Below are 20446 nucleotides of genomic sequence, written 5' to 3'. Positions count from 1 at the left end.
ACATCCAAAACCCATAAAAACCAAGCTCCTTGTTTCAGGCTACCATAGCTACGTTTTTGACTTGAAACTCCGGCTAGTTGTCATCAAGCAACTCGATATTCATCAATTCTTGAGCAGCGTACACACGCCCTTCGGCTACGACTGTAATAGCCTCGGTAAGCGCGTCTAAGCCCGATTCGCTGCGCTTCATAATATGAGACAGTACGATGCGCTTTGCTTTAGATTGGGTGGCGATATCAACAATTTGTGTTGGTGTCATATGCAGATTTTTCGCAACGCGCCCCGCGTTATCGTTAATGGCGTTATGCAGTACTAAAAGGTCAGCGTTCTTAGCGAAGCGGGCTAGGTTTCCCTCTTTATCGTTAGTATCACCAGAAAATACCATTTCACACCCGTTAGCCCTAACTTTCCACGCAAGTGTTGGTATAGGCCCGTGATTTACCGACATAGCTTGAACGCTAATGTCACTATTGACTGCGTATTCAAAGGGTTTCTTTAGTGTGGCGCTAGCAACGCTTTTCGTCGATATTGTGTAATCGTCTTGACCTTCGATAGTATAAGAAGACAGATATTTAAATGCGCCTTCCTCGCCAATTAACGATAACACATAGGCGTTAGTAGAGGGCATAGTTTGGTTGCCGTCTGGTCCCATAACCCATAAGTCATTTTCGCGATTGGTGAAATAGCCCCCTTTTACGAAGCTGGGTAAATCCGCTGAATGGTCGGTGTGTAAGTGGGAAAGTAGAATCACATCAAGGGTTTCAAATGACGCGCCAGCGGCGCCGAACTGAACACTGCTGCCGCTGCCAGCATCTACCAATACGCGGGCTTTATTATTTACCCAGATCAAATAAGCACTAGATGTTCTTCCATCATCCAATTCAGGTCCGCCAGACCCTAACACCTGCACGGAGACATTACCGCAAGCCATAGAAGCGGCGTTTTTGCTTTCACTTGTTACATGATTCGTTTGTTTAGAGGAGGGTTGAGGTGATACATCAGTTTGCAGTGATGCATGAAGTAACGCACTAGACGATGCAAATGCTGCAGAGGAAAGCGCCAGCGCAGCAGTAGCAACTAGAATAGTCAACGAGCCTGTACACGCTTTATTGTTAAGCATCTCGCGCCTAATGGATCTGTTGCGGCCCTTTTTGTCTGCACTTAATCCTATAACGGTTATCGCTCTCTGTAGAATCTTCATCACCACTATCCTTTGTCACTTTTTATGGTTTATACATTCATATCGAAGGAAAAGACCTGATATGGTCACAAAATTATTCAATGGAAACCAAGTAGTAGGCAAGAAAGGATGTAAATATAAAAGAGAAATAGAAAAGAGGACATACAAAAATGGACACGTAATACGTGCCCATTTGTAGTGACTTATTTTGCTTAGCTAATAGTTTTACCTAGCTAAAAGCTATATTTAACTAATGATCACTCCGCAGCGTTCTCCGCTACCATGATGGTTTTGATATTTACGAATTCACGCATACCATAACCACCGTGTTCACGGCCGTAACCACTGTCTTTCACACCGCCAAAGGGTAGGTTCGGTTGTGCAAGAGAATACCCGTTAATGTTTACCATACCGGTATCAAATTCATCTTTCGCTAGGGCAACAGCCTTATCAGTATCAGTACTAAAGATACCGCCGCCTAAGCCATAGCGCGAATCGTTTGCGACTTCCATCGCCTGTTTATCGTCGCGAGCTCGAATTAATGACGCAACAGGACCGAACAGTTCATCATCATACGCCGGCATGCCAGATGATACGTCTTCAAGCACAGTTACAGGGTAAAAGTAGCCATTAGAGTCTGGAATTTCACCGCCCAGGGTAAGTTTCGCTCCAGCTTCTACTGATTTTTTCACCTGCTCATGAAGTTCATCTCGCAAGTCTTCTCTGGCCATAGGGCCTAGGTCAGAGTTTTCATCCGTTGGGTCACCCACTTTAAGCTTCTTACACTGCGCCACGAACTTGTCTCTAAACTCGTCATAAACACTATCCACGATTACGAAACGTTTAGCTGCTACACAGGTTTCACCGTTATTTATTACGCGACCTTGAATACACATTTCTACCGCATGGTCGATATCAGCATCCTCGAGTACCAAAAACGCATCATTACTACCAAGCTCCATCACGGTCTTCTTAGAAAGGCTCGCAGCTTCTTTCGCAACTTGTTTACCTACTTCATCACTTCCAGTGAAGGTAACGCCGCGCACGTATTTATGCTTGATTAGGTCGCTTGCCGTGCCACCATCAATTAACAACGACTGATATACGTTTTTCGGGAAACCAGCATCTTCGTACATCTGCTGGATGGCTTGTGCCATACCAAACACGTTTTTAGCGTGTTTAAGCACTGTCGTATTACCTGCCATGATGTTTGATACGCTGTAGCGAATAACCTGATAAAGCGGGAAATTCCACGGCTGAATGCCCAGAATAACGCCAATAGGTTGATAGGTAATAATCGCACGACCACCTTCAAAAATACGGTGCTCGTCTTCTAGAAATGATGCGCCATGCTCTGCTGTATAACGACATATTTGAGCACACAACTGCACTTCTTGTTTACCCTGCGCCATTACTTTACCCATTTCTCGGGTCATTAGACTAGCAAGGTCGTCAATGCGCTCTTCCATTAAATCCGCAAGGTTGTTGAATAAATCAGCGCGAGTTTCAAATGACGTTCGGCGCCAGTTCAAATATGCTTCTTGAGAACGTGTTACCGCTTGTTCAGCGTCTTCTGCTGACATCAAATGATAATGATCGATCTTTTCACCTGTAGCAGGGTTGTAGGTATTAATTGTCTCACTCATTGTCACTCTCCTTAATCCGTTTGTTAAAGAGAAGGTGCAACTAGAAAGCCAAATTGCAAAAAACTTTTTTTTCGCAACATATTCAGCAACATAGAGCGACGTCACAGCAAAGATGGAAACTGAGAATAAAACTGGAATTAGAAAAGATTACCTATCGCAGTAAAGATTTCAGAGCGAACACTTCAGGAAAAGAGAGGCGGCCCTCAAGAGGTCACATTTGTCCAAGGGCCTATATGCTGCGTTTTGTAATGGCTAATTTAGTGAGAGGAAACTTAGCCTGACTAGTCGGTATATAAGTCTGGAAAATGAAACTTCGCCATTGCAAGGGTCAGCGCAACTTCGTAAACACTTTGACGCGAAGCGTGATTTAAAGTCAGTAACCCTATAGCACCGCCTTTTTGCTTTATATTTACCGTATCAAAAAGCTTGTCCATAACCGGCCCAAGCTCTTCGCCACGCTGTAGCGCCTGATAAACGCTCACTGGAAGGGGCAAACTCGCACTTCGTGTTACCGACCAGTGGCCTTCATGGTAAATCGCCACATAGGCAAAGGTCGCGGGGCCATCTTCAAATACATCCACCCCACCTTCAATTGCCACATACCATGCGTCAGTAAGGCCGCCCTGATGATGAGCTAGCATGGCCTTCACCCGATTAATAGCACCCTGGCGCGTTTCATCTTCATTCATCGGCTGGTCGGGCACGCCGCTTGGCACAGCCATTCCTTGGGCGTCAAAGTCGTGCTCTAGTGTGTCGGAAAGTGTATTGAGCGCAGCGTTTATTTTTACCGGATTTAGCGAGCCTACAAAAATTGTGTCAGATACCATTTGCATTTGTCCTTTAAAATGTCCGGTCAAACAGCACCAACAGGGTTCTGCTTGATATCTTCTAACATTAAACGGTAATCGCGTACCGCTGGGAATTCGCTAATATTGCGATTTGGCAAGGTACTATCAGGGTTGTCGACAGCAAGTAAATGTTTGATACCGTACGTCTGTGCCGCTTTCAAAATAGGCAGCGAGTCATCGACAAATAAGGTGCGGCTATTATCAAACTGCACTCTCTTGTGTAGTCGCTCCCACAAAAGCTGAGACTCTTTGGTTACGCCAAATTCATGGGTAGAAATAAGGTTGTCGATGTGCGCATCAAGTTGGGTATGCTCTATTTTAAGCGCTAGGCTATTTGGATGCGCATTGGTTACTAACACTACCTGCCTACCTGAGTCATGAAGTGCATCAAGGAAGGGAATAGTATCGTCGCGAAGGGCTAACAAGTGCGCCAATTCTCGCTTCAGCGGCATAAACTCATTTTCTAAGTCCATTGCTAGAGTTTCAGCCCAGTAGTCTAAGCAGTACCACTGAATTTGCCCAAATACTGACTCATATCGCGCGCTCATTTCCTTTTGACTCTCGGCCTCAGAAATACCTTTTATCTGAGCTAACCGCTTAGGTAAATGGTGCAGCCAGAACTGGTTGTCGTAATGAAGGTCTAACAAAGTACCGTCCATATCTAGCAGTACAGTTTCTATTTCATTCCAGGGCAGAAAGGGCAAGCGATTTTCCTTATAATGAAGTAAGCTAAGAAATTGTATACAAGTATGATAACAAAGTTGTAGCGATAGACATGCCAAAAATTGATCCGAACAAACCGTTACCACACATTCATTCTCGTGAAATCGTTGCGCAAAGCAAACTCTTTAGGGTAGAACGCTTAGACCTTGAGTTTTCGAACGGCGCCACCCGTGAATTCGAGCGGATGGCTGGCGGAAACAGGGGCGCGGTAATGATAGTGCCTATGCTTGATGAAAACACCATGGTGTTAATTCGTGAATATGCTGCCGGCACACATTCGTATCAACTAGGCTTTCCAAAAGGTTTAATAGACCCTGGCGAAACTGCCATTGAAGCTGCTAATCGCGAACTACAAGAAGAGGCGGGCTTTGCGGCGAACGATCTTACAGAGCTTCATAAGGTCAGTATGGCGCCCACTTTCTTTAACGCCAATATGACTATTGTTTTGGCTCGCGACTTGTATCCAAAACAACTTGAAGGCGACGAGCCTGAGCCTCTTGAGGTGATTCACTGGCCTTTAGACGAAGCAGATGCTTTACTTGCACGAGAAGACTTTGTTGAAGCACGCTGTATAGCCGCGCTGTTTTTAGCTCAAAAGTGGTTTAAGGAACAATAAACAATGCCCGATGACGCCCATGCCGACCTACTAGAACTTGCGAAAGAAATTGCCATCGAAGCCGGTGAAGCTGTGCTAGAGGTATACGATAAAGGTGAGTTTGACGCTTATCAAAAAGACGATGAGTCTCCCGTTACCAGCGCAGATTATTTAGCAAACGATATCATCAATAAGCGCTTACAAATCGCGACGCCTGATATCCCAATCCTCTCAGAGGAGAACAAACACGCAAGTTTAGAAGAGCGAAAGCATTGGCCACGATACTGGTTAATCGATCCCATCGACGGCACCCAAGAATTTATCGCCAGAAGCGGGGATTTTGCGGTCAACATTGCCTTAATAGAGAACAATGAGCCAACTATCGGCGTTATTTTCTGGCCTCCAGGGCAATCGTTATATTACGCCCAGAAGGGCAAAGGTGCGTTTAAGTCATCCCCTGATGGCGATCACCCAATAAGCGTTCGCAAACTAGACGACCCTAAGAATAGTGTGGTGATGATTGCAATTAGCCGTCGCCAGTCAAGAGAAAAAGTCCTCAGTAGAATGTGCGCCAAGCGCGTATATCAAACGCTTCCATTGGGAAGCTGTTCACTGAAAGCCTGCTTTATTGCCGAAGGAAAAGCCGATGTATTCATGCGTATTGGTATCACAGGTGAATGGGATACAGGCGCATCTCAGTGCATTGTCTCTGAAGCTGGCGGGAGTATCGCCGCGGCCAACTTCGAACCGCTTACCTACAATCAGCGTCATTCGCTAGAGAACCCAGATTTTGTGGTAATGGGCGATCAAAGGGTGCCATGGCAAGACGTAGTCCAGTATGATGACTTCGTAAACCCGCATCAGCACTAGCGCATATTATTTACTTAGCGCAGCTTATAAACCTACGTATAATAGCGTAGTAATGTTGTTGGGCCACATTACTCTGGTATTGGTTAAATCAAGCCAGATGGAACCAAAAAGTAAAAGGAGTAACCTATGATGACAACACGTATTCGCACGTTATCTGCAGCATTGCTCGCATGTGGGCTAGCATTCCCTGCCGCAGCCGACTGGTCAATAGACGGCGAGTCAAGTGCTCTACATTTCTTATCGACTAAGAATACACAGATCACTGAAGTACATAAGTTTGATAGCTTTGACGGTACCCTGTCCGATAGCGGCAAGCTCTCCGTGGCGGTAGACCTATCGTCAGTTAATACAGCGATTGATATTCGCAATCAGCGAATGCAAGAGATGCTGTTTAACGTGAGCAAATATGCTCAAGCTAAGTTTGAGGCCGATTTACCTGAGTCGATGATGAGCCTGAAAGCGGGTCAAGTTGTTAACGGGAAAGTAGATGGCATTTTGATGTTACATGGAAAAGCCGTTCCTACATCATTTGCGGTTAAGGCGAGTAAAGTAGACGACGATACCCTGACTGTATCTACTACTGCTCCTACACTTATTAAAGCAGAATCTTTCGGCCTTGCCGAAGGCGTAGCTGCGCTACAAAAAATTGCAGGGCTAAAGAGTATCACTACGACAGTCCCAGTGACGTTTTCTGTTACCTTTACGCAATAGAATACTGCTATTGCTAAGGTCTATCGATAAGAGTTAGGCAGTGGTAATAAATGAAAGCATAAAAAAAACCGCACGAAAACGTGCGGTTTTTTGGTTTAAAGAGCTTCTCTCTAAGACTGATGTAGCCTGTTAGGAAGTCTATAACGCATAGGCAGTGGTTTTTCACTTAGCACTTGCTCTGGCATGCTCTGCCACGTGTTATCGGGGAGCGCAGGTACTTCTGCCTTATATTGAGAGACAGTGAAATATCCCATCGCGACACGTAAACGCTTAAGAGCTTTACACTCATTCACTTCCTGATCGATGACAAACACTCCCCACTTGCGCATCGCCAAGCCGAACTTATCACTGCTTGTAAGGCGAATAACCGGTGCCGCTAATACCATGCCTACCAATACAGGTAATAACCACATAAATAACGACGGGGTGAAGTAGAAGGTAGTTACGCCCCACGCTACCGCTAAGCAGCTCATAATTTGCGTGTGTTTGATTGCAACGGTCCAAGGTACTTTGCGACCTTCACGCTCTTGTGCTTCCCATTTAACTGAGTGACCGATAAACACGCTGATCACAAAATAGCTATGGTAGAACATCATCAGCGGCGCAATTAGTACAGCCATGGCTAATTCAATTGCCGCGCCTTTTAGTAAAGACCACGCCCCACCAAACTCTTCACGACGTTTCATTAAAGCCAAGGAAATACCTAAAAGCTTAGGTAAGAATAGTAAGGCGGCGGTACCCCACATGGTTACCATCATCATGTCCTGACGGGCTACCTGCCAACTGGGGAAAAGCTGATACTCAGATACGAAAAACTCTGGCACTGACGTGGCGCGAATTAATGCATCTGCGGTACCTAGTGCCAACATACAAAACAGTATTAGTGAAGAAATGTACGCAAAGGCACCAAATAAGAAGTGCAGACGGTTCGCCATTTTAAGACCTTTCACCTTCAAAAGCCCTAAATGCTGTATGTTGCCCTGCACCCAGCGGCGGTCGCGAATGGCGTAGTCAACAATGTTACTTGGCACTTCTTCATAACTACCCGTAGTGTCGGTAAGTAAATAAGCCTGCCAACCTGCACGGCGCAGTAGAGCTGCTTCGACAAAGTCGTGGCTTAGTATTTCGCCACCAAAAGGTGCACGACCTTCAAGAGTCGGAAGTCCGCAATGCTGCATGAAAGGGGCAATACGAATAATGGCATTGTGCCCCCAGTAGTTTGCACTATCTGTTTGCCAAAACGATAAGCCTGTTGCCAACATTGGGCTGTAAAGGTGAGCAGCAAACTGTACGAAACGACCAAAGAAGGTGTTTTGACGCACTGGCATAGGTATAGTCTGCACTAAGGCCGTATCAGGGTTTTGCTCAATACGGCGGGCCAGATCCTGCATACGCTCTGCGGTCATTACGCTGTCGGCATCTAATACAATCATCGACTCGTAATTTGCCCCCCAGCGTTCACAAAACTCTTTGAGGTTACCCACTTTTCTGTGCAGGTTTTGCTCGCGACGGCGGTAAAATACTTGGCTAGAGAATGCACCCAAACGCTTTTTCAATCGAGTAAAAGCGCGTAGTTCAGCATCCGCTTTTTCCATATCACGGGTGTCGCTGAGCATATAGAAATCGAAATTCGAACTGTTTTCGCTTTCCATCAACTCGCGAATACAGGCTTCGAACCCCACCATAATACGGCGGGTATCTTCGTTATAAACCGGCATGACTACAGCGTGTTTTTGCTTTAACGGCGACGAAGCATCGGGCTTTACTTGGTTTCTGCGTAAACTCAGTGGATCTATATTGAAAAGCTGTAAAAAGAAACCAATGATACCCGTCCAAAACGCCATGCACAGCCAAGCGAATAGGGTCAAACCCAAGCCTAACTGCGCAATTTCTAGATTCGTAAGGCCGTTCGGTAAAAATATCTCGTATAAGCTCCAACCGGCCAATGCCGTGCTTGGAATTACTAGCATTGCCATGATAAACAAACGCATATGCTCTCCTTTTAAGAAAAAGTGTGAAGCACGTGCAGTGCTGTCACGTTTAACCTGAGGCACGGCTTTAGCCTCGTTCGATACTGATGTATGAGTGCGATTATTTTGGCTGGTAGACATAATTCCAAACCTCGCTAACACGCTTTCCGTCTTTTTCAATGTAAGCGCGCATATCTACCGTTTGCCTTCTCTTTCGGCTTCACGAAGAAGGAAGCACGCCACTCTTGGCCGTCGGCTACAGGGTAAAGTCTCTGCTGAGAAATTGTGCCGTTAGTACCCTGTACCACCAGCTTCATCGACTCGTTATCAAAAGCAACGGCAGAAGGCGCGCTAAAATCTACATTGAACTGCCGTGTCGTATTTAAACTGTCGTTTTTAAACTCGTCACCGGGCAATACAGCCTTTCCCTGACGGGTACGCACAACAGACGCTAATTCGCTTACAAAAGGGTTTTGCTCTACCGTTTTAAGGTCGTAAGAGAAGTACAGGGACTCACCGGATTTAAATGGCTTTTCAGGTGTCCAGAAAGCCACGATATTGTCATGAATTTCAGACTTAGTTGGTATTTCTACGACTTCCAAGCGACCTTTCTCAAAGCCGGCTTCCGGAGTAACCCATAGCCCTGGACGTATATGATAGTTGGCCTCAGCATCAAGGTAGTTACCCCACTCGCCGTCGCGTTGAAGCATGCCAAAGCCTTTTGGATTTGTATCGCTAAGTGACGTAACCTGAAGGCGTGCTGGGTTAGTCAGTGGACGCCAAATCTCTTCACCCGCATGAGTTACCATTAGCACACCGTCACTATCGTGCACTTCTGGACGATAGTCGTCATGACGCTTTTCTGTGTTCTCGCCATATAAAAACATACTGGTAAATGGCGCAATACCTAGCTTATTCACGTCGTCGCGAGCAAATAACCAGCTCTCTACCTTTACACTGGTATCAATATCAGGCTGGATAACAAATTTATAAGCCCCCGCAACAGAAGGACTTTCTAGGCGAGCATAAATAGTAATTGGCTTGCCTTCACCAGGCTCGATAACCCAGAACTCTGTGAAATGAGGGAACTCTTCACCTTTCGCTAACGCGGTATCAATTGCCAAACCGCGTGCTGAAATACCATAAACTTGATTTTTACCTACCAAACGAAAATATGAAGCACCGAGGAATACAGCAAATTCATCTTTGTACTCTTCGTTTTTTATAGGGTAGTGAACACGAAAGCCTGCAAACCCTGACTTTTCATCCGTCATGTCCGCTAAACCTGCTGCAGAACCATCGTAGTTAAACATGTCGCTGTTAAAAGCTAAACGTTCGGGCTTATTGCTTTCGCCAATAGTGTGAATGGTAACGGGGTATTCGTATAAAAAACCTGGATGAAAAAACTGAAGTTCGTAGTCGTTCTCACCGTGCCAAAGACTTTGCTCAGGCTTAAAGCGAATAGAACGATAAGTGGTGTAATCAATCTCTTTTAATTTGCTGTTTAGTCCGTGATCGTCTTGTTCATAGCTTTCTGTTGCTGATTTGCGAGCAGCATCAATAATAGATTGAAGAACGGGTGATGCTTTTTGAGGCTGATTGTTGTCATTGACCTCGACAGCGCCCGCTTGTTGAAATGCAAATAGGGCAATAACGCTGGTCATTGCTAAAAGAATGCGCGACAGCTTTCGATGCTGAAACGCATTAGTTTGTAAATCTTTTCCGAAAATTGAAACTGGCTTAGCCATTCGTCCTCTCCTTATGAAAACAATGGTTATCCAGATGGTCGTCAATCTCTTAGCTTTATCGCTTAGCTATACATAGCGAGCAACAGATTATCTGCTGCTTTAAAACGATGATGAGAAAAAGTATTCATTGAAACCATTTAAGAAAGGCGCTCTATTCCTTTCTTTATTCACTGGTATCGCAAAAAGTCGAATTCCGTGCCTGTTGGCAAAAGTGAATGCTGGATAACACAGAAGTACTTGAGCAAAAGCTGTTCCAATACTAAAAACACGGTCTTATTAATTAAATTTACATTTATTTACAACAACTTAAAAACATCGACATTGAAGGTGGCAGACAATTTCTTTGTTGTAAATTTGTCCGATGAGTTAGACAAAAGGTTAACTGTTGTTTTTTAGAGACAGTTTCCCATGCCAATATGCTTACTTTTTAAACTCTACACAGGCTTTAGCAGCTCAGGTATTCACATAACGCTTCTTCTTACTTTTAATTTCTCTATATTTATTAGATAGATAGATGCATCTCATTTGATTTACAGCTAAGTTTTTTTCGCAGTTGGCAGACGCTTTGCACTCCTCCATGTTGATAAATACATCGGACAGGATTTCTGGAAGGAAATGATAGAGATGACATGAAGACGTTTTTGGCTTTGTGTTCATCAACCAAGTAACCCACTGCGGAGCGATGTAGAAGAGCATTGCATTTGCAAAAGAGCAGCGCGCTTTAGAAGCGCTGACTACCAACACGCTTTGCAAACACATTGAATGTTTGCGCTGCAGACAGTGGGTTACTGAACATACTAAGGAGTTATCACATGCGTAAATCAATCACACTTATTGCAGCGGCACTTACTGCGGCAACACTTCCTCTTACAGCAATGGCCGACAAGCCAGACTGGCGTTACGTAGAAGGTGGTTATACCAAAATGGACTTTGACGACAACGAGTCTTTCGAGCCGGACGGCTTAACCGTGAATGGTAAGTACCTCTTAAACAGCAACTGGTACTTAAACGGCGAGTACAGCTTTTTTGAAGAAGGTAACTTCGACTTCGATATGCTAACACTAGGTGCAGGTTACCGCTTACCTGTAAACGCCACAACAGATGCCTACTTCGGTGCCAACCTAGAGCGTATTGATGGTGACGTAGATGACGAGACAGGTTACAGCATTAATGCCGGTCTTCGCTCAATGATTACAGAGCAGGTAGAGCTTGCTGGTGAAGTAGGCTATTACGATGTAGACGACGGTGAGGCCACATTTAAAGTAGGCGCTAACTACTACATCACGCCACAGTGGGCTGTTGGCGCAAACTACAAAATCATTGATGATTTAGACATTATGCAGGTAACTGCACGCTACGCGTTTTAAGCCTTCCTCTCCTCAGGTAGGTAGCCGGGTTGCTCGACCCGGCTTTTTTGTGCCTGCATTTCAAGAAGATGGCTGTTCTTTCGCTTTGTTTTCTATTCAGCTGTGTCGCTGGGCTCAATATCTTCTTTTCTTTTTATATCCACACTTTCGTGAAGCTCTGAGTATACGAGTACTGCCTCGCCAGATTTTAACCTGTCTAGCACCTGCTGAACTTTTACTTCTAGCTCAACTTCCTCAGCACCATAGTCGGTGCCTTCACGTAATACAAAAGACTCAGCCAAGCTATAAAGCGTATCTGCTTCTAATGCGTCGATGGGAATTATCATTCACACTCCTGGGAAAAACGTTTTATAAAACTTAAACCGCACAAATATCACCGCGGTACTAGCGACTAACATAACCACAGGTTGAGTTTACCGGTAAGGCTTCGCTAACGAAGCGTTTGACGCGCTCGTGCAGCCAAACCTTCGGGTTTAATACAGAGCCTTGCATAAAGCCAACATGACCGCCCCGTTCGCTCAATTCTACGGTGACGTTACGCGCAAGTTCCTCTTCTTTTGGCACAATTAAGTGGTTCATGAAGGGGTCATCGATGCTATGCAATACTAACGTTGGGCAGTGGATGGCGCTTAAAAAGTGATACGCGCTGCACTTTTCATAATAGTCTTGCGCATCTGCAAAACCGTGCAGGGGAGCCGTGATCTTTTCGTCAAATTGAGTAAAGCTAGTAATGCCTTCTACATCACTTTTTGTAAGCTGAATAAGCTTGCGATAATCAATGTATTCCATCTTCTTACGCAAAGTATCTTTCATGCTAGTAAGTAAATACTTTTGATACACACGAGAAAAACCCTGATTAATTGACTTTGCGCACTCAGATAATTTAAGCGGAGAAGAGATGGCAACCGCCGCTTTCAGCCACTTTTGTGCAGGGTTTTCACCCAACAGTTTCAGCAGCATATTACCACCAAGGGAAAAGCCAATAGCTACCTTGGGTATTCGGGGGAATTTATCGTGCAACCACTCTAAGAAAAAGCTAGGGTCTTCTGTTTCGCCACTGTGATAAGCGCGCGCTTTTAGGTTTGGCACACCGCTACAGCCGCGATAATGCATCATTACCACCTGCCAACCATTCACAGATAGTTGGGCCATCATATCGTTCGCATAATGCGACTTGATGCTGCCCTCCAATCCGTGAAACATCACCACTACCCCTGATGTCTCTTGTGGTTTGGGGCCCCATGCTACGTCAACAAAGTCGTCATCCGGTAAGGTTAAACGCTCCATGTTATAAGAAAGGGGTAAGCGCTTTTGAATAAAACGCGGCCATATGGTTTGCACATGTCGGTTCTTTGCCCATCCTGGCACTTTAAAGCTACTTTTTATTATCTTTCCATGCGATAGCGCTGATTTGCTCATTGTATTTTCTTATTGTGTTTTTACGATAATTGATTTACCACAAGGCTCACTAACTGACGCGCCTCGTTGTTGTCGCGTAACTCGTATGCATTAATAAACGCAGCGATAGACGCGTTAAATATATTCGTTGGCGAGGCTTGCTGACCCAAGTGCGTAACCGCCTGCTCATTAAAAGACGCAACGATGTCTTGCTGCTGTTGCCTTTCAAGCTCTAATTCTTGCGCTTTGAGTGCATCGTAGGCTGTTTGCTCACCACCTTTCTCAGGGCTTGCTGCTTTGCGCTTCTCGCGATGCTGTTTTAACTTTTCGTCAGTGCTCGTTGATGCCGCTATAACCGATTTAAGCTGAGGCAAATTTATAATGACATTATTCTCTAAACACCAGCAAATCAGCAAGAGAACGTTTACATTCACCTTGTGGTTATCTTGAAGCAGAAGCGCGAGTGGTGCCATATCACCTTTCGTATAGCGAGATACGCTGTACTCCCAAAACACACTGCTTTTTATATTAGGCGCTGACACTGTCATACTCTTCTCTTTTTTGCTCTATCTGCTCTTGGGCATCTAGCCATGCCATCTCTTCCTCTTCAAGCTGTTGCTTAAGCTGAGTTTGCTTGTCGAGCAAGCCCATGAGTTCTGCTTTTTTGTCATCGCTGTAAAGCGAGGTATCGGCGAGTGATGCTTCTACCTCTGCCAGGGCGGTACTGCATTTCTCCATGGCTTTTTCGTGTTTTTCGATGGCTTTTTTAAGTGGCGCTACGCTTTGCCTGAACTCGGCTTCGCGGCGCTTTTCTTCTTTACGATCTAACTTGCGTTCCGGCTTACTCTGCACTCCTGCTTCTTGCTGCGCGCCGTTTTTAGCGTCGCCATTGGCTTTTTTAACGTCGCTGTTGGCCTTGGCTTTTTCTGCAGCCTGCTGTTTTAAAATCCAGTCGCGATAATCATCCAAGTCGCCTTTAAATGGCTCAACTTCACCGCTGTCTACCAAATAGAAATCTTCACAAACCGAAGAAAGTAAGAAGCGGTCGTGAGATACCAGCACCATAGCGCCTTCAAAACCCTGAAGAGCAATATTTAGCGCATGGCGCATTTCTAGATCTAAGTGGTTGGTAGGCTCATCCAGCAGCAATAAGTTAGGTTTTTGGTAAACAATTAGTGCCAACACCAAGCGCGCCTTTTCGCCACCTGACATAGGTGCCACGGGTGCCAATGCTTCATCGCCGTTAAAGCCAAAACCGCCCAGGTAATCGCGAAGCTGCTGTTCAGTAGCTTTTTCATCAATACGCTGCAAATGTAAAAGGGGTGTGGCATTAGCGTCTAGTGTTTCTAACTGGTGCTGGGCAAAATAGCCAATCTTCAGACCTTTTGCGGTATTGAAAATCCCCTGTTTGGGCGCATGAACGCCCGCTAACAGCTTGATTAACGTTGACTTACCTTGCCCGTTTCTACCTAGAAGACCTATTCTGCTGCCAGGTACTAAATTCAGTTTTACCTGTTGAAGCACTATATGATCATCATACCCCAGCTGTATTTTTTCCATTTGAACCAGTGGGTTTGGAAGCGCTGTTGGCGGTGAGAAAGAAAAACTAAATGGGCTTGCCATGTGCGCTGGCATTAGCGTTTCCATTTTCTCTAGCTGCTTAATACGGCTTTGCGCTTGCTTTGCTTTACTAGCCTTGGCTTTAAACCGTGTAATAAATGAATTTAGGTGGGCTACCTTTTGCTGCTGCTTTTCATACTCAATGTTTTGTAAGCGCATGCGCTCAGCACGCTGAGTTTCGTAAGAGGAATAGTTACCTGTGTAAGTAACAAGTTTTTGTTGCTCAACACTGATAATTTGCGCCACCGTATTGTCGATAAAGGCTTTATCGTGAGAAATAAGTAATAAGGTGCCTGCATAGCGCTGGAGCCATTTCTCTAACCAAATTACGGCGTCTAAATCCAAGTGGTTAGTGGGCTCATCAAGCAGCAATAAATCTGATGGACAAAGTAGTGCTTGTGCAAGGTTTAAGCGCATGCGCCAACCACCAGAAAAGTCACTCACCGGTGCGCTTAGCTGCACATTAGTGAATCCGAGGCCGGAAAGTATAGTCGCTGCACGTGATTCCACATCGTAAGCTCCAGCCTGCTCAAGCTGCCCGTGAATTTGGCCTATTTTTACACCGTCGCCGCTTTGTTCAGCTGCGTCTAGCTTAGCCTGTAAATCACGTAAATGTTTGTCACCGTCTATCACGTAATCTATCGCAGTTCGATCAGTTGCTGGCGTTTCCTGAGCCACGCTCACAATTCGCCAATCACTTGGAACGCTGCAATCTCCGGCATCAACGCTTAGTTCACTGCGCAACAGTGCGAACAGCGTAGACTTTCCGCAGCCATTACTGCCTATAAGCGCCACTTTGTGGCCTGGAAAAACCTGTGCCGACGCCTCTTCCAGCAACATTTTGCGGCCGCGAAGTAGCGATACATTTGAAAGCTTAATCATGACTAACCTGTGATAGAACAATCTAGGGCGCGTATAGTATCAAAAACTTAAGGTAAAAGCTGATCAACACATGCCATTTCAAGGTATAATACTGGCGAAATTTCCCAAAGGTGTATGTATGTCAAAACGTGTAAAACGTCGCTTTGTAGCAGGGGCTACGTGCCCAAAATGCCAAGAGCTAGATACTATTTCGTTATATTTTGAAAATAACGTGGAAAAGCTGGAATGCGTCGCATGTGGGTACAACGAAGCGCAAACTGACGAAAAGGTCAGTGCCGCCACGCGCTCCAACGAAAACGTGATTGGTATTTTCAAACCTCACTAGCATTCCTACTCACTGTTAAGAAAATCTTACCATCAGGCCTGTGTAACACCTTCTCATACTGTACTCAGGCTTTTTAAAACCTTCTCTGGATACCGCGCCAGTCGCGACTAACGCTCTTACCGAGGAAAAACGCTCTCCAAGGCATGTTTTTTGTATTCCTTTCCCTAAGGAGTGAAATATGAAACACGCTAAAAAACGATTTTGCTATGTAGTAGCAGGGCTATTGCTCATGCTCGTCGCGTTTAGGTTGTACCTTCCTTATGCCGCAGCCACATACATCAACAACACACTAAGCCAATCGGACCAATACAACGGTCGAGTGGGTGATGTTGATTTAATGCTGTGGCGAGGTGCCTACAGCTTAGAATATGTGTTGCTGTATAAAGCGAATGGACAAATAGATAAGCCGTTGTTTAAGGCTGACTATGTGGAATTTACACTATCGTGGTCACAGCTTTTTAAAGGTGCGGCCGTTGGCAGGGTGGTGGTAAATTCTCCCGAAATTAACTTTGTAGACGGAAACACGGAAGAAAAGAGTCAGTCGGGTAAGAACGAAAATTGGCTGTCTATTGCCGATCAATTATTTCCTCTGCGTATCGACAAACTCACCATTAACGAAGGGAAAATTGCCTTTCACAATCCTGATACCTCTCCGGCTATTGATATTGCGCTGCATGATATTCATCTTGAAGTGAATAATTTGGTAAACAGCGACGATTTGTCGGACACGCGCGTGGCCACAGCTAAAGCGAAAGGCCAAACAGCAGAGCAAGGCACTCTTTCGTTTGACGCCAAGCTTAATCCCGCAACTAAAGTCCCTACCTTTGACCTAGACATTCAAGCTGATAACGTCGGTTTAGTGAATTTTAAAAACCTGCTCGATACCTATGCGCCTTTTGACTTAGAAGCTGGAACCCTTACGCTTGCTGCCGAGATCGCATCTAACGAAGGGCAAGTAAAAGGCTACATCAAGCCAATTTTGCATAATGTTGAAGTATTTTCTTGGAAAGGCGACATTGAGCGGGACGGAGACGGTTTTATTGAAGGCAGTATTGAAGCGATTTCTGCGTTTGTCACCGAACTGTTTGAAAATCAGAGCGAGGATCAAATTGCCACACGTATTCCTATTGAAGGCGACTTATCTAGTCCAGAAACCCAGACTTGGGAGGCATTTACGGCAATATTAAAAAACGCATTTATCAAAGCGTTTGAAGGCGATGTGGAGGAAAGCGTAGAGCTTGACCGGTTGGAGTTAGACAGACTGGAAAACCCTGAAAGGTCTGATTAAAAACGCTGAGGGCTTATTTAACGCTGAGGGCTTATTTAACGCTGAGGGCTCTGCATGAGCCCTAGCCGTTATAGCTGCTGTTATAAGGTACTTATATGGTACAGCTATCACCACAATCGTTGGCACCGTCGCGCATGCCTTCAATTTCTTGGCTTTCTTGCTTGTCTTTTTCAGCCTGCTTTTCGGCTACTGACTGCTCAATTGAGTCAAAATCGATGCTGTCAAACGCATCCATATCAAAATCACTCATAATTTTCTCTTATTTGTTGAAGATAAGGCTCAGTATTACTTGGGCCTGTGCAATTGCGCGCAAGTGTAATTCAATTAGATTATCAGGATAAATGCAGTCTTAGCCTAACTCATAACAAGATAAACTAGTGTTTGAGTCGAAGCTTGTGCAGCTTGGTTTTATAAACCTTTGAATTTACTAATTTGTCACCTGCCTATGAGGCGCCCCCTTCAAACCACAGGCGCCCCGATGCCCTTTAAAAATGACTACAATTAATAATGCGGGGGCGGGGTTTCTTCTGATTGCTTAGCAATATTAGACGGCTCTATGCTTTTAACACGGTCTATTACGTGACTTACTTTAAACGCTAAATCATCGAGTTGCTTTTGTTGTGACGCCAGCGCTTCATTAAGTGCCTCGATAGTGTGTTCTTGAAAGGCTACTTTCATCTGCAACTCTTCAATATAGCTATTGGCGCTATCTACTTGCTGTTGTAACTGCTCAGCGCTTTTGTCTGTCATGTAAATTCTCTATCTCTCTCGTTGCCATTCTTCGGCAAGGCCACTGCTACTTATAGACAGTATATTATCATTGGGGAGGAAGCCGACGCCATAAACAACTGCGGTTGGCGGTGAAATAGACTCTCTCGATGCAACTTTAATTGACTGGACTTGTTCACCGTTTTTCAAATTCCAAAGATATACCTTCCTGGCTGGCGAGCCTGTCAGTAAATACTGACCATCTTTTGAAAACTCGACATCTGTGAAGATTTTTTGTCGTGATGCAAACTTGAGTGAAGTCACGGGCTGCCCCGTTTGCGCATTCCATACTTGCGACTTACTTTGACTGTCGGCAGTAAAAGCAAACCGGCCTTCATCGTCTAACGCAACTTTGGTTACTCGGGTGGGGTGCGTAAAGGTGTGGATAATCTGCCCAGTGTCTGTACTCCACAAGTAGGCAATGTAGTCATTGCCACCAGTAAGGGCAAACTTGCCATTAGGTGAGATATCAATGGAATTAACTTTTTCCTGATGCCCAAAAAACTCAAGACGACGAGAGGTGCGCGGCTCAAAATACATAACCTTACCATTTGAGCGAGCGACGAGTATCCCATTACCATTATTGGTGACTACCACATCGCGAATAGAGGACTCATCTATTCGCCAAAATCCTTCTGGTTCGCCAGTTTCTAAACTCCACAGAGCAAACGCTTCACGGTCGGCAGTGACCACATAGCGCTTGTCCGCACTAATGTGCACTGACATCACTAAGTTATTACCTTCCCCTTGATGACTCCAATGATAGAGGGGTTCGCTCTGCCCAATTCGCCATACATTGACCCCATTATTTACGCCGGATACCACCGCTAACGTGCCATCGGTGGATATATCTGCCGCGTATGCGCCCTCTTCTACATGACGCCACTGCTGTATTGGCGTAGTATCAGGGACAGAACATCCCATGGAATTGCCAATAAGTAAGGTGAGTAACACTATTCTATGGAACATTTGAGGCCTAAACATAATCAAATGGGTTTCGCTTTGTAAACGCTAGGTTTAACATAGCATGGATCACGCATCTTTAACTATCGTGCAAACTGCCTTAGATGCAGCAGTATAGACATAGACGCATGATGATAATAATTAATGGAGACGTTTTTATGCAGAAGTCGCTCGTTGCCTTATCTACTATCGCTGCGCTAGGCCTTTTCGCTTGCCAGCCAAACACATCTGATGAGGCCGCTTCTACAAGCGCTGATAGTGCAAAAACAACTGCTGTTGCAGCAGAAGAAATGACAGATACACAAAAGCAAGCTTACGCCATGGGCGCGAGCATGGGTCTATTCGTTAGCAACCGTGCAGAGCAGCAAGAGCAGCTTGGTTTAACCCTAGACCAAGATGCGCTACAACAGGGCTTTAAAGACGGCCTAAACGACACCCTTAAGTTTACGCCAGAGCAAATTCAGCAAATCGCTCAACAGGGCGAAGAAGTATTGCGTGCTAAACAGCAAGAAATGGCTGAACAAGCTGCTGAGAAAAACATTGAAGCAGGTCTTGCTTACCTAGAAGAAAACGGTAAGAAAGAAGGCGTGACGACAACAGAGTCTGGTCTTCAATACGAAGTACTTGAAGAAGGCAAAGGCGCAAGCCCAGAAGCAACAGACATGGTAAAAGTTCACTACCGTGGTACCTTGCTTGATGGTACAGAGTTCGACTCTTCTTATAAGCGCGGCGAGCCAGCTGAATTTCCTCTTAATCGCGTAATCGCGGGTTGGACTGAAGGCGTACAGCTAATGAAAGAAGGCGCGAAATACCGCTTCCACATCCCATCAGAGCTTGCTTATGGCGCACGCTCAACAGGCGCTATTACGCCTAACTCAACGCTAATCTTTGATGTTGAGCTTCTAGAAGTGGTTAAACCTGAAGCCGAAGCGCCAGCTGAATAAGCTAGTGTTTCAGAAAAGAGAAAGCCGACGCTATGCGTCGGCTTTTTTGTTTTAGTGAGTCAGCGTGATCCTTGCTTACCTTTTCCCTACGAGCTAGTGGATTTTCACCACGCGCGTACCCAAATAATAATGTGGGTTATTCAATATGCTTGGTGCCTCGAATTACACTTTTAAGCTTAGCTCAAAGTTGAAATATTTCACGGCCCTAACAAGGTTTTTTAGGAACAATTAAACCTTAAAAATGCAGGCTTAAAACTAAAGGTTTTAACGGTTAGGTGCGCGTCGTCTTTCCGTATGGACTTTAAACGTCGCAAAATGATTAAGCAGCGAGTGCCCTACTTTATACATAGCACACGCTAAGATAAGGTATATCACGGTTCGTACACTATTTAAGCGAACAACTATATCAAGTAAGGCATACAACAATAACAGCGCGCCGCTCAAAAACAGCATAAAACCTATGATAGTACCGCTGGTTTGAAGCGGGTCGCTCCCCGACCTTCGGCGGTTCAACACAGGCATTCTGTTACGCATTCATTTCCCCTAATGGCTAGTATGTCATTTATACTAAGACACTGGCAGAAAGGTTTATGTTCAATA

General features: G+C 45.1%; 20 protein-coding genes and 1 pseudogene. 7 read left to right on the top strand and 14 right to left on the bottom strand.

Features of this window, described 5'->3' with window-relative positions; genetic code table 11:
* Window positions 1-73 precede the first annotated feature (73 nt).
* From ACYX4M_RS07690 to yrfG, 4 genes are all read right to left on the bottom strand, one after another.
* Window positions 74-1120: an MBL fold metallo-hydrolase gene (locus tag ACYX4M_RS07690; protein ID WP_476082532.1), complete on the bottom strand. Its 1047-nt coding sequence runs from the start codon at window positions 1118-1120 to the stop codon at window positions 74-76.
* Between the two features lie 317 nt (window positions 1121-1437).
* Complete coding sequence (locus tag ACYX4M_RS07685) at window positions 1438-2826, bottom strand: NAD-dependent succinate-semialdehyde dehydrogenase (protein WP_334060799.1); 1389 nt, start codon at window positions 2824-2826, stop codon at window positions 1438-1440.
* 281 nt (window positions 2827-3107) lie between these two features.
* On the bottom strand, window positions 3108-3659 hold the full coding sequence (gene yjjX, locus ACYX4M_RS07680; protein ID WP_476082531.1) for an inosine/xanthosine triphosphatase: 552 nt from the start codon (window positions 3657-3659) through the stop codon (window positions 3108-3110).
* Between the two features lie 20 nt (window positions 3660-3679).
* Window positions 3680-4378, bottom strand: coding sequence for a GMP/IMP nucleotidase (gene yrfG, locus ACYX4M_RS07675; RefSeq protein ID WP_476082530.1), 699 nt, complete (start codon window positions 4376-4378; stop codon window positions 3680-3682).
* A gap of 71 nt (window positions 4379-4449) precedes the next feature.
* Between yrfG and nudE the strand changes: the two genes are divergently transcribed.
* From nudE to ACYX4M_RS07660, 3 genes are all read left to right on the top strand, one after another.
* The gene (gene nudE, locus ACYX4M_RS07670) at window positions 4450-5013 is read left to right on the top strand and encodes an ADP compounds hydrolase NudE (protein ID WP_476082529.1); all 564 of its coding nucleotides are present in this window, start codon (window positions 4450-4452) and stop codon (window positions 5011-5013) included.
* A gap of 3 nt (window positions 5014-5016) precedes the next feature.
* Window positions 5017-5862 (top strand): 3'(2'),5'-bisphosphate nucleotidase CysQ, encoded by an 846-nt coding sequence (cysQ, locus tag ACYX4M_RS07665; RefSeq protein WP_476082528.1) that lies wholly within the window; start codon window positions 5017-5019, stop codon window positions 5860-5862.
* 126 nt (window positions 5863-5988) lie between these two features.
* Window positions 5989-6573 (top strand): YceI family protein, encoded by a 585-nt coding sequence (locus ACYX4M_RS07660; RefSeq protein WP_476082527.1) that lies wholly within the window; start codon window positions 5989-5991, stop codon window positions 6571-6573.
* Window positions 6574-6683: 110 nt separating this feature from the next.
* Here ACYX4M_RS07660 and mdoH read toward each other — a convergent pair whose 3' ends face one another.
* Entirely contained in the window at window positions 6684-8684 is a 2001-nt protein-coding gene (mdoH, locus tag ACYX4M_RS07655) for a glucans biosynthesis glucosyltransferase MdoH (protein WP_476082526.1), read from the bottom strand.
* Window positions 8665-10291, bottom strand: a pseudogene (locus ACYX4M_RS07650) (OpgD/OpgG family glucan biosynthesis protein). The gene mdoH and the pseudogene ACYX4M_RS07650 overlap by 20 nt, the downstream one beginning before the upstream one ends.
* An 812-nt stretch (window positions 10292-11103) precedes the next feature.
* Here ACYX4M_RS07650 and ACYX4M_RS07645 point away from each other — a divergent pair.
* On the top strand, window positions 11104-11658 hold the full coding sequence (locus ACYX4M_RS07645; RefSeq protein ID WP_474872131.1) for an outer membrane beta-barrel protein: 555 nt from the start codon (window positions 11104-11106) through the stop codon (window positions 11656-11658).
* A 92-nt stretch (window positions 11659-11750) separates the two neighbouring features.
* On the opposite strand, the gene ACYX4M_RS07640 is transcribed toward ACYX4M_RS07645, so the two are convergent.
* From ACYX4M_RS07640 to ACYX4M_RS07625, 4 genes are read right to left on the bottom strand one after another with little or no spacing between them, the layout of a single operon-like run.
* A complete protein-coding gene (locus ACYX4M_RS07640) occupies window positions 11751-11984 on the bottom strand; it encodes a YheU family protein (RefSeq protein WP_025257266.1) in 234 nt (77 codons plus the stop codon).
* 58 nt (window positions 11985-12042) lie between these two features.
* Window positions 12043-13077 carry a hydrolase gene (locus tag ACYX4M_RS07635; RefSeq protein ID WP_476082525.1) on the bottom strand — a complete coding sequence of 345 codons (1035 nt, stop codon included), beginning with the start codon at window positions 13075-13077 and terminating at the stop codon, window positions 12043-12045.
* Window positions 13078-13097: 20 nt separating this feature from the next.
* Entirely contained in the window at window positions 13098-13604 is a 507-nt protein-coding gene (locus tag ACYX4M_RS07630; protein WP_476082524.1) for a TIGR02444 family protein, read from the bottom strand.
* Complete coding sequence (locus ACYX4M_RS07625; protein ID WP_476082523.1) at window positions 13585-15558, bottom strand: ATP-binding cassette domain-containing protein; 1974 nt, start codon at window positions 15556-15558, stop codon at window positions 13585-13587. The genes ACYX4M_RS07630 and ACYX4M_RS07625 overlap by 20 nt, the downstream gene beginning before the upstream one ends.
* 118 nt (window positions 15559-15676) lie before the next feature.
* Here ACYX4M_RS07625 and ACYX4M_RS07620 point away from each other — a divergent pair, with 118 nt between their 5' ends.
* Both ACYX4M_RS07620 and ACYX4M_RS07615 read left to right on the top strand, forming a co-directional pair.
* A complete protein-coding gene (locus tag ACYX4M_RS07620) occupies window positions 15677-15883 on the top strand; it encodes a YheV family putative zinc ribbon protein (protein WP_012520152.1) in 207 nt (68 codons plus the stop codon).
* A 178-nt stretch (window positions 15884-16061) separates the two neighbouring features.
* The gene (locus ACYX4M_RS07615) at window positions 16062-17171 is read left to right on the top strand and encodes a DUF748 domain-containing protein (protein ID WP_476082522.1); all 1110 of its coding nucleotides are present in this window, start codon (window positions 16062-16064) and stop codon (window positions 17169-17171) included.
* A 91-nt stretch (window positions 17172-17262) separates the two neighbouring features.
* Here the strand turns inward: ACYX4M_RS07615 and ACYX4M_RS07610 are convergent, their stop codons facing one another.
* The 3 genes from ACYX4M_RS07610 to ACYX4M_RS07600 all read right to left on the bottom strand — a co-directional run bounded on the left by ACYX4M_RS07610 (window position 17263) and on the right by ACYX4M_RS07600 (window position 18863).
* Window positions 17263-17421 carry a hypothetical protein gene (locus tag ACYX4M_RS07610; RefSeq protein WP_474829052.1) on the bottom strand — a complete coding sequence of 53 codons (159 nt, stop codon included), beginning with the start codon at window positions 17419-17421 and terminating at the stop codon, window positions 17263-17265.
* 251 nt (window positions 17422-17672) lie between these two features.
* A complete protein-coding gene (locus ACYX4M_RS07605) occupies window positions 17673-17921 on the bottom strand; it encodes a SlyX family protein (protein ID WP_476082521.1) in 249 nt (82 codons plus the stop codon).
* A 9-nt stretch (window positions 17922-17930) separates the two neighbouring features.
* Window positions 17931-18863: a WD40 repeat domain-containing protein gene (locus tag ACYX4M_RS07600; protein WP_476082856.1), complete on the bottom strand. Its 933-nt coding sequence runs from the start codon at window positions 18861-18863 to the stop codon at window positions 17931-17933.
* A 197-nt stretch (window positions 18864-19060) separates the two neighbouring features.
* Here ACYX4M_RS07600 and fkpA point away from each other — a divergent pair, with 197 nt between their 5' ends.
* Complete coding sequence (gene fkpA / locus ACYX4M_RS07595; RefSeq protein ID WP_476082520.1) at window positions 19061-19846, top strand: FKBP-type peptidyl-prolyl cis-trans isomerase; 786 nt, start codon at window positions 19061-19063, stop codon at window positions 19844-19846.
* A gap of 264 nt (window positions 19847-20110) precedes the next feature.
* On the opposite strand, the gene ACYX4M_RS07590 is transcribed toward fkpA, so the two are convergent.
* On the bottom strand, window positions 20111-20380 hold the full coding sequence (locus tag ACYX4M_RS07590; RefSeq protein WP_179985024.1) for a hypothetical protein: 270 nt from the start codon (window positions 20378-20380) through the stop codon (window positions 20111-20113).
* Between the last annotated feature and the right edge of the window lie 66 nt (window positions 20381-20446).

The sequence above is a fragment of the Alteromonas sp. ABV4_150 genome (genome assembly GCF_056311745.1).
The sequence above is the reverse complement of the archived record's forward strand: the minus strand, read 5'-3'. Positions and strand labels throughout refer to the sequence as shown.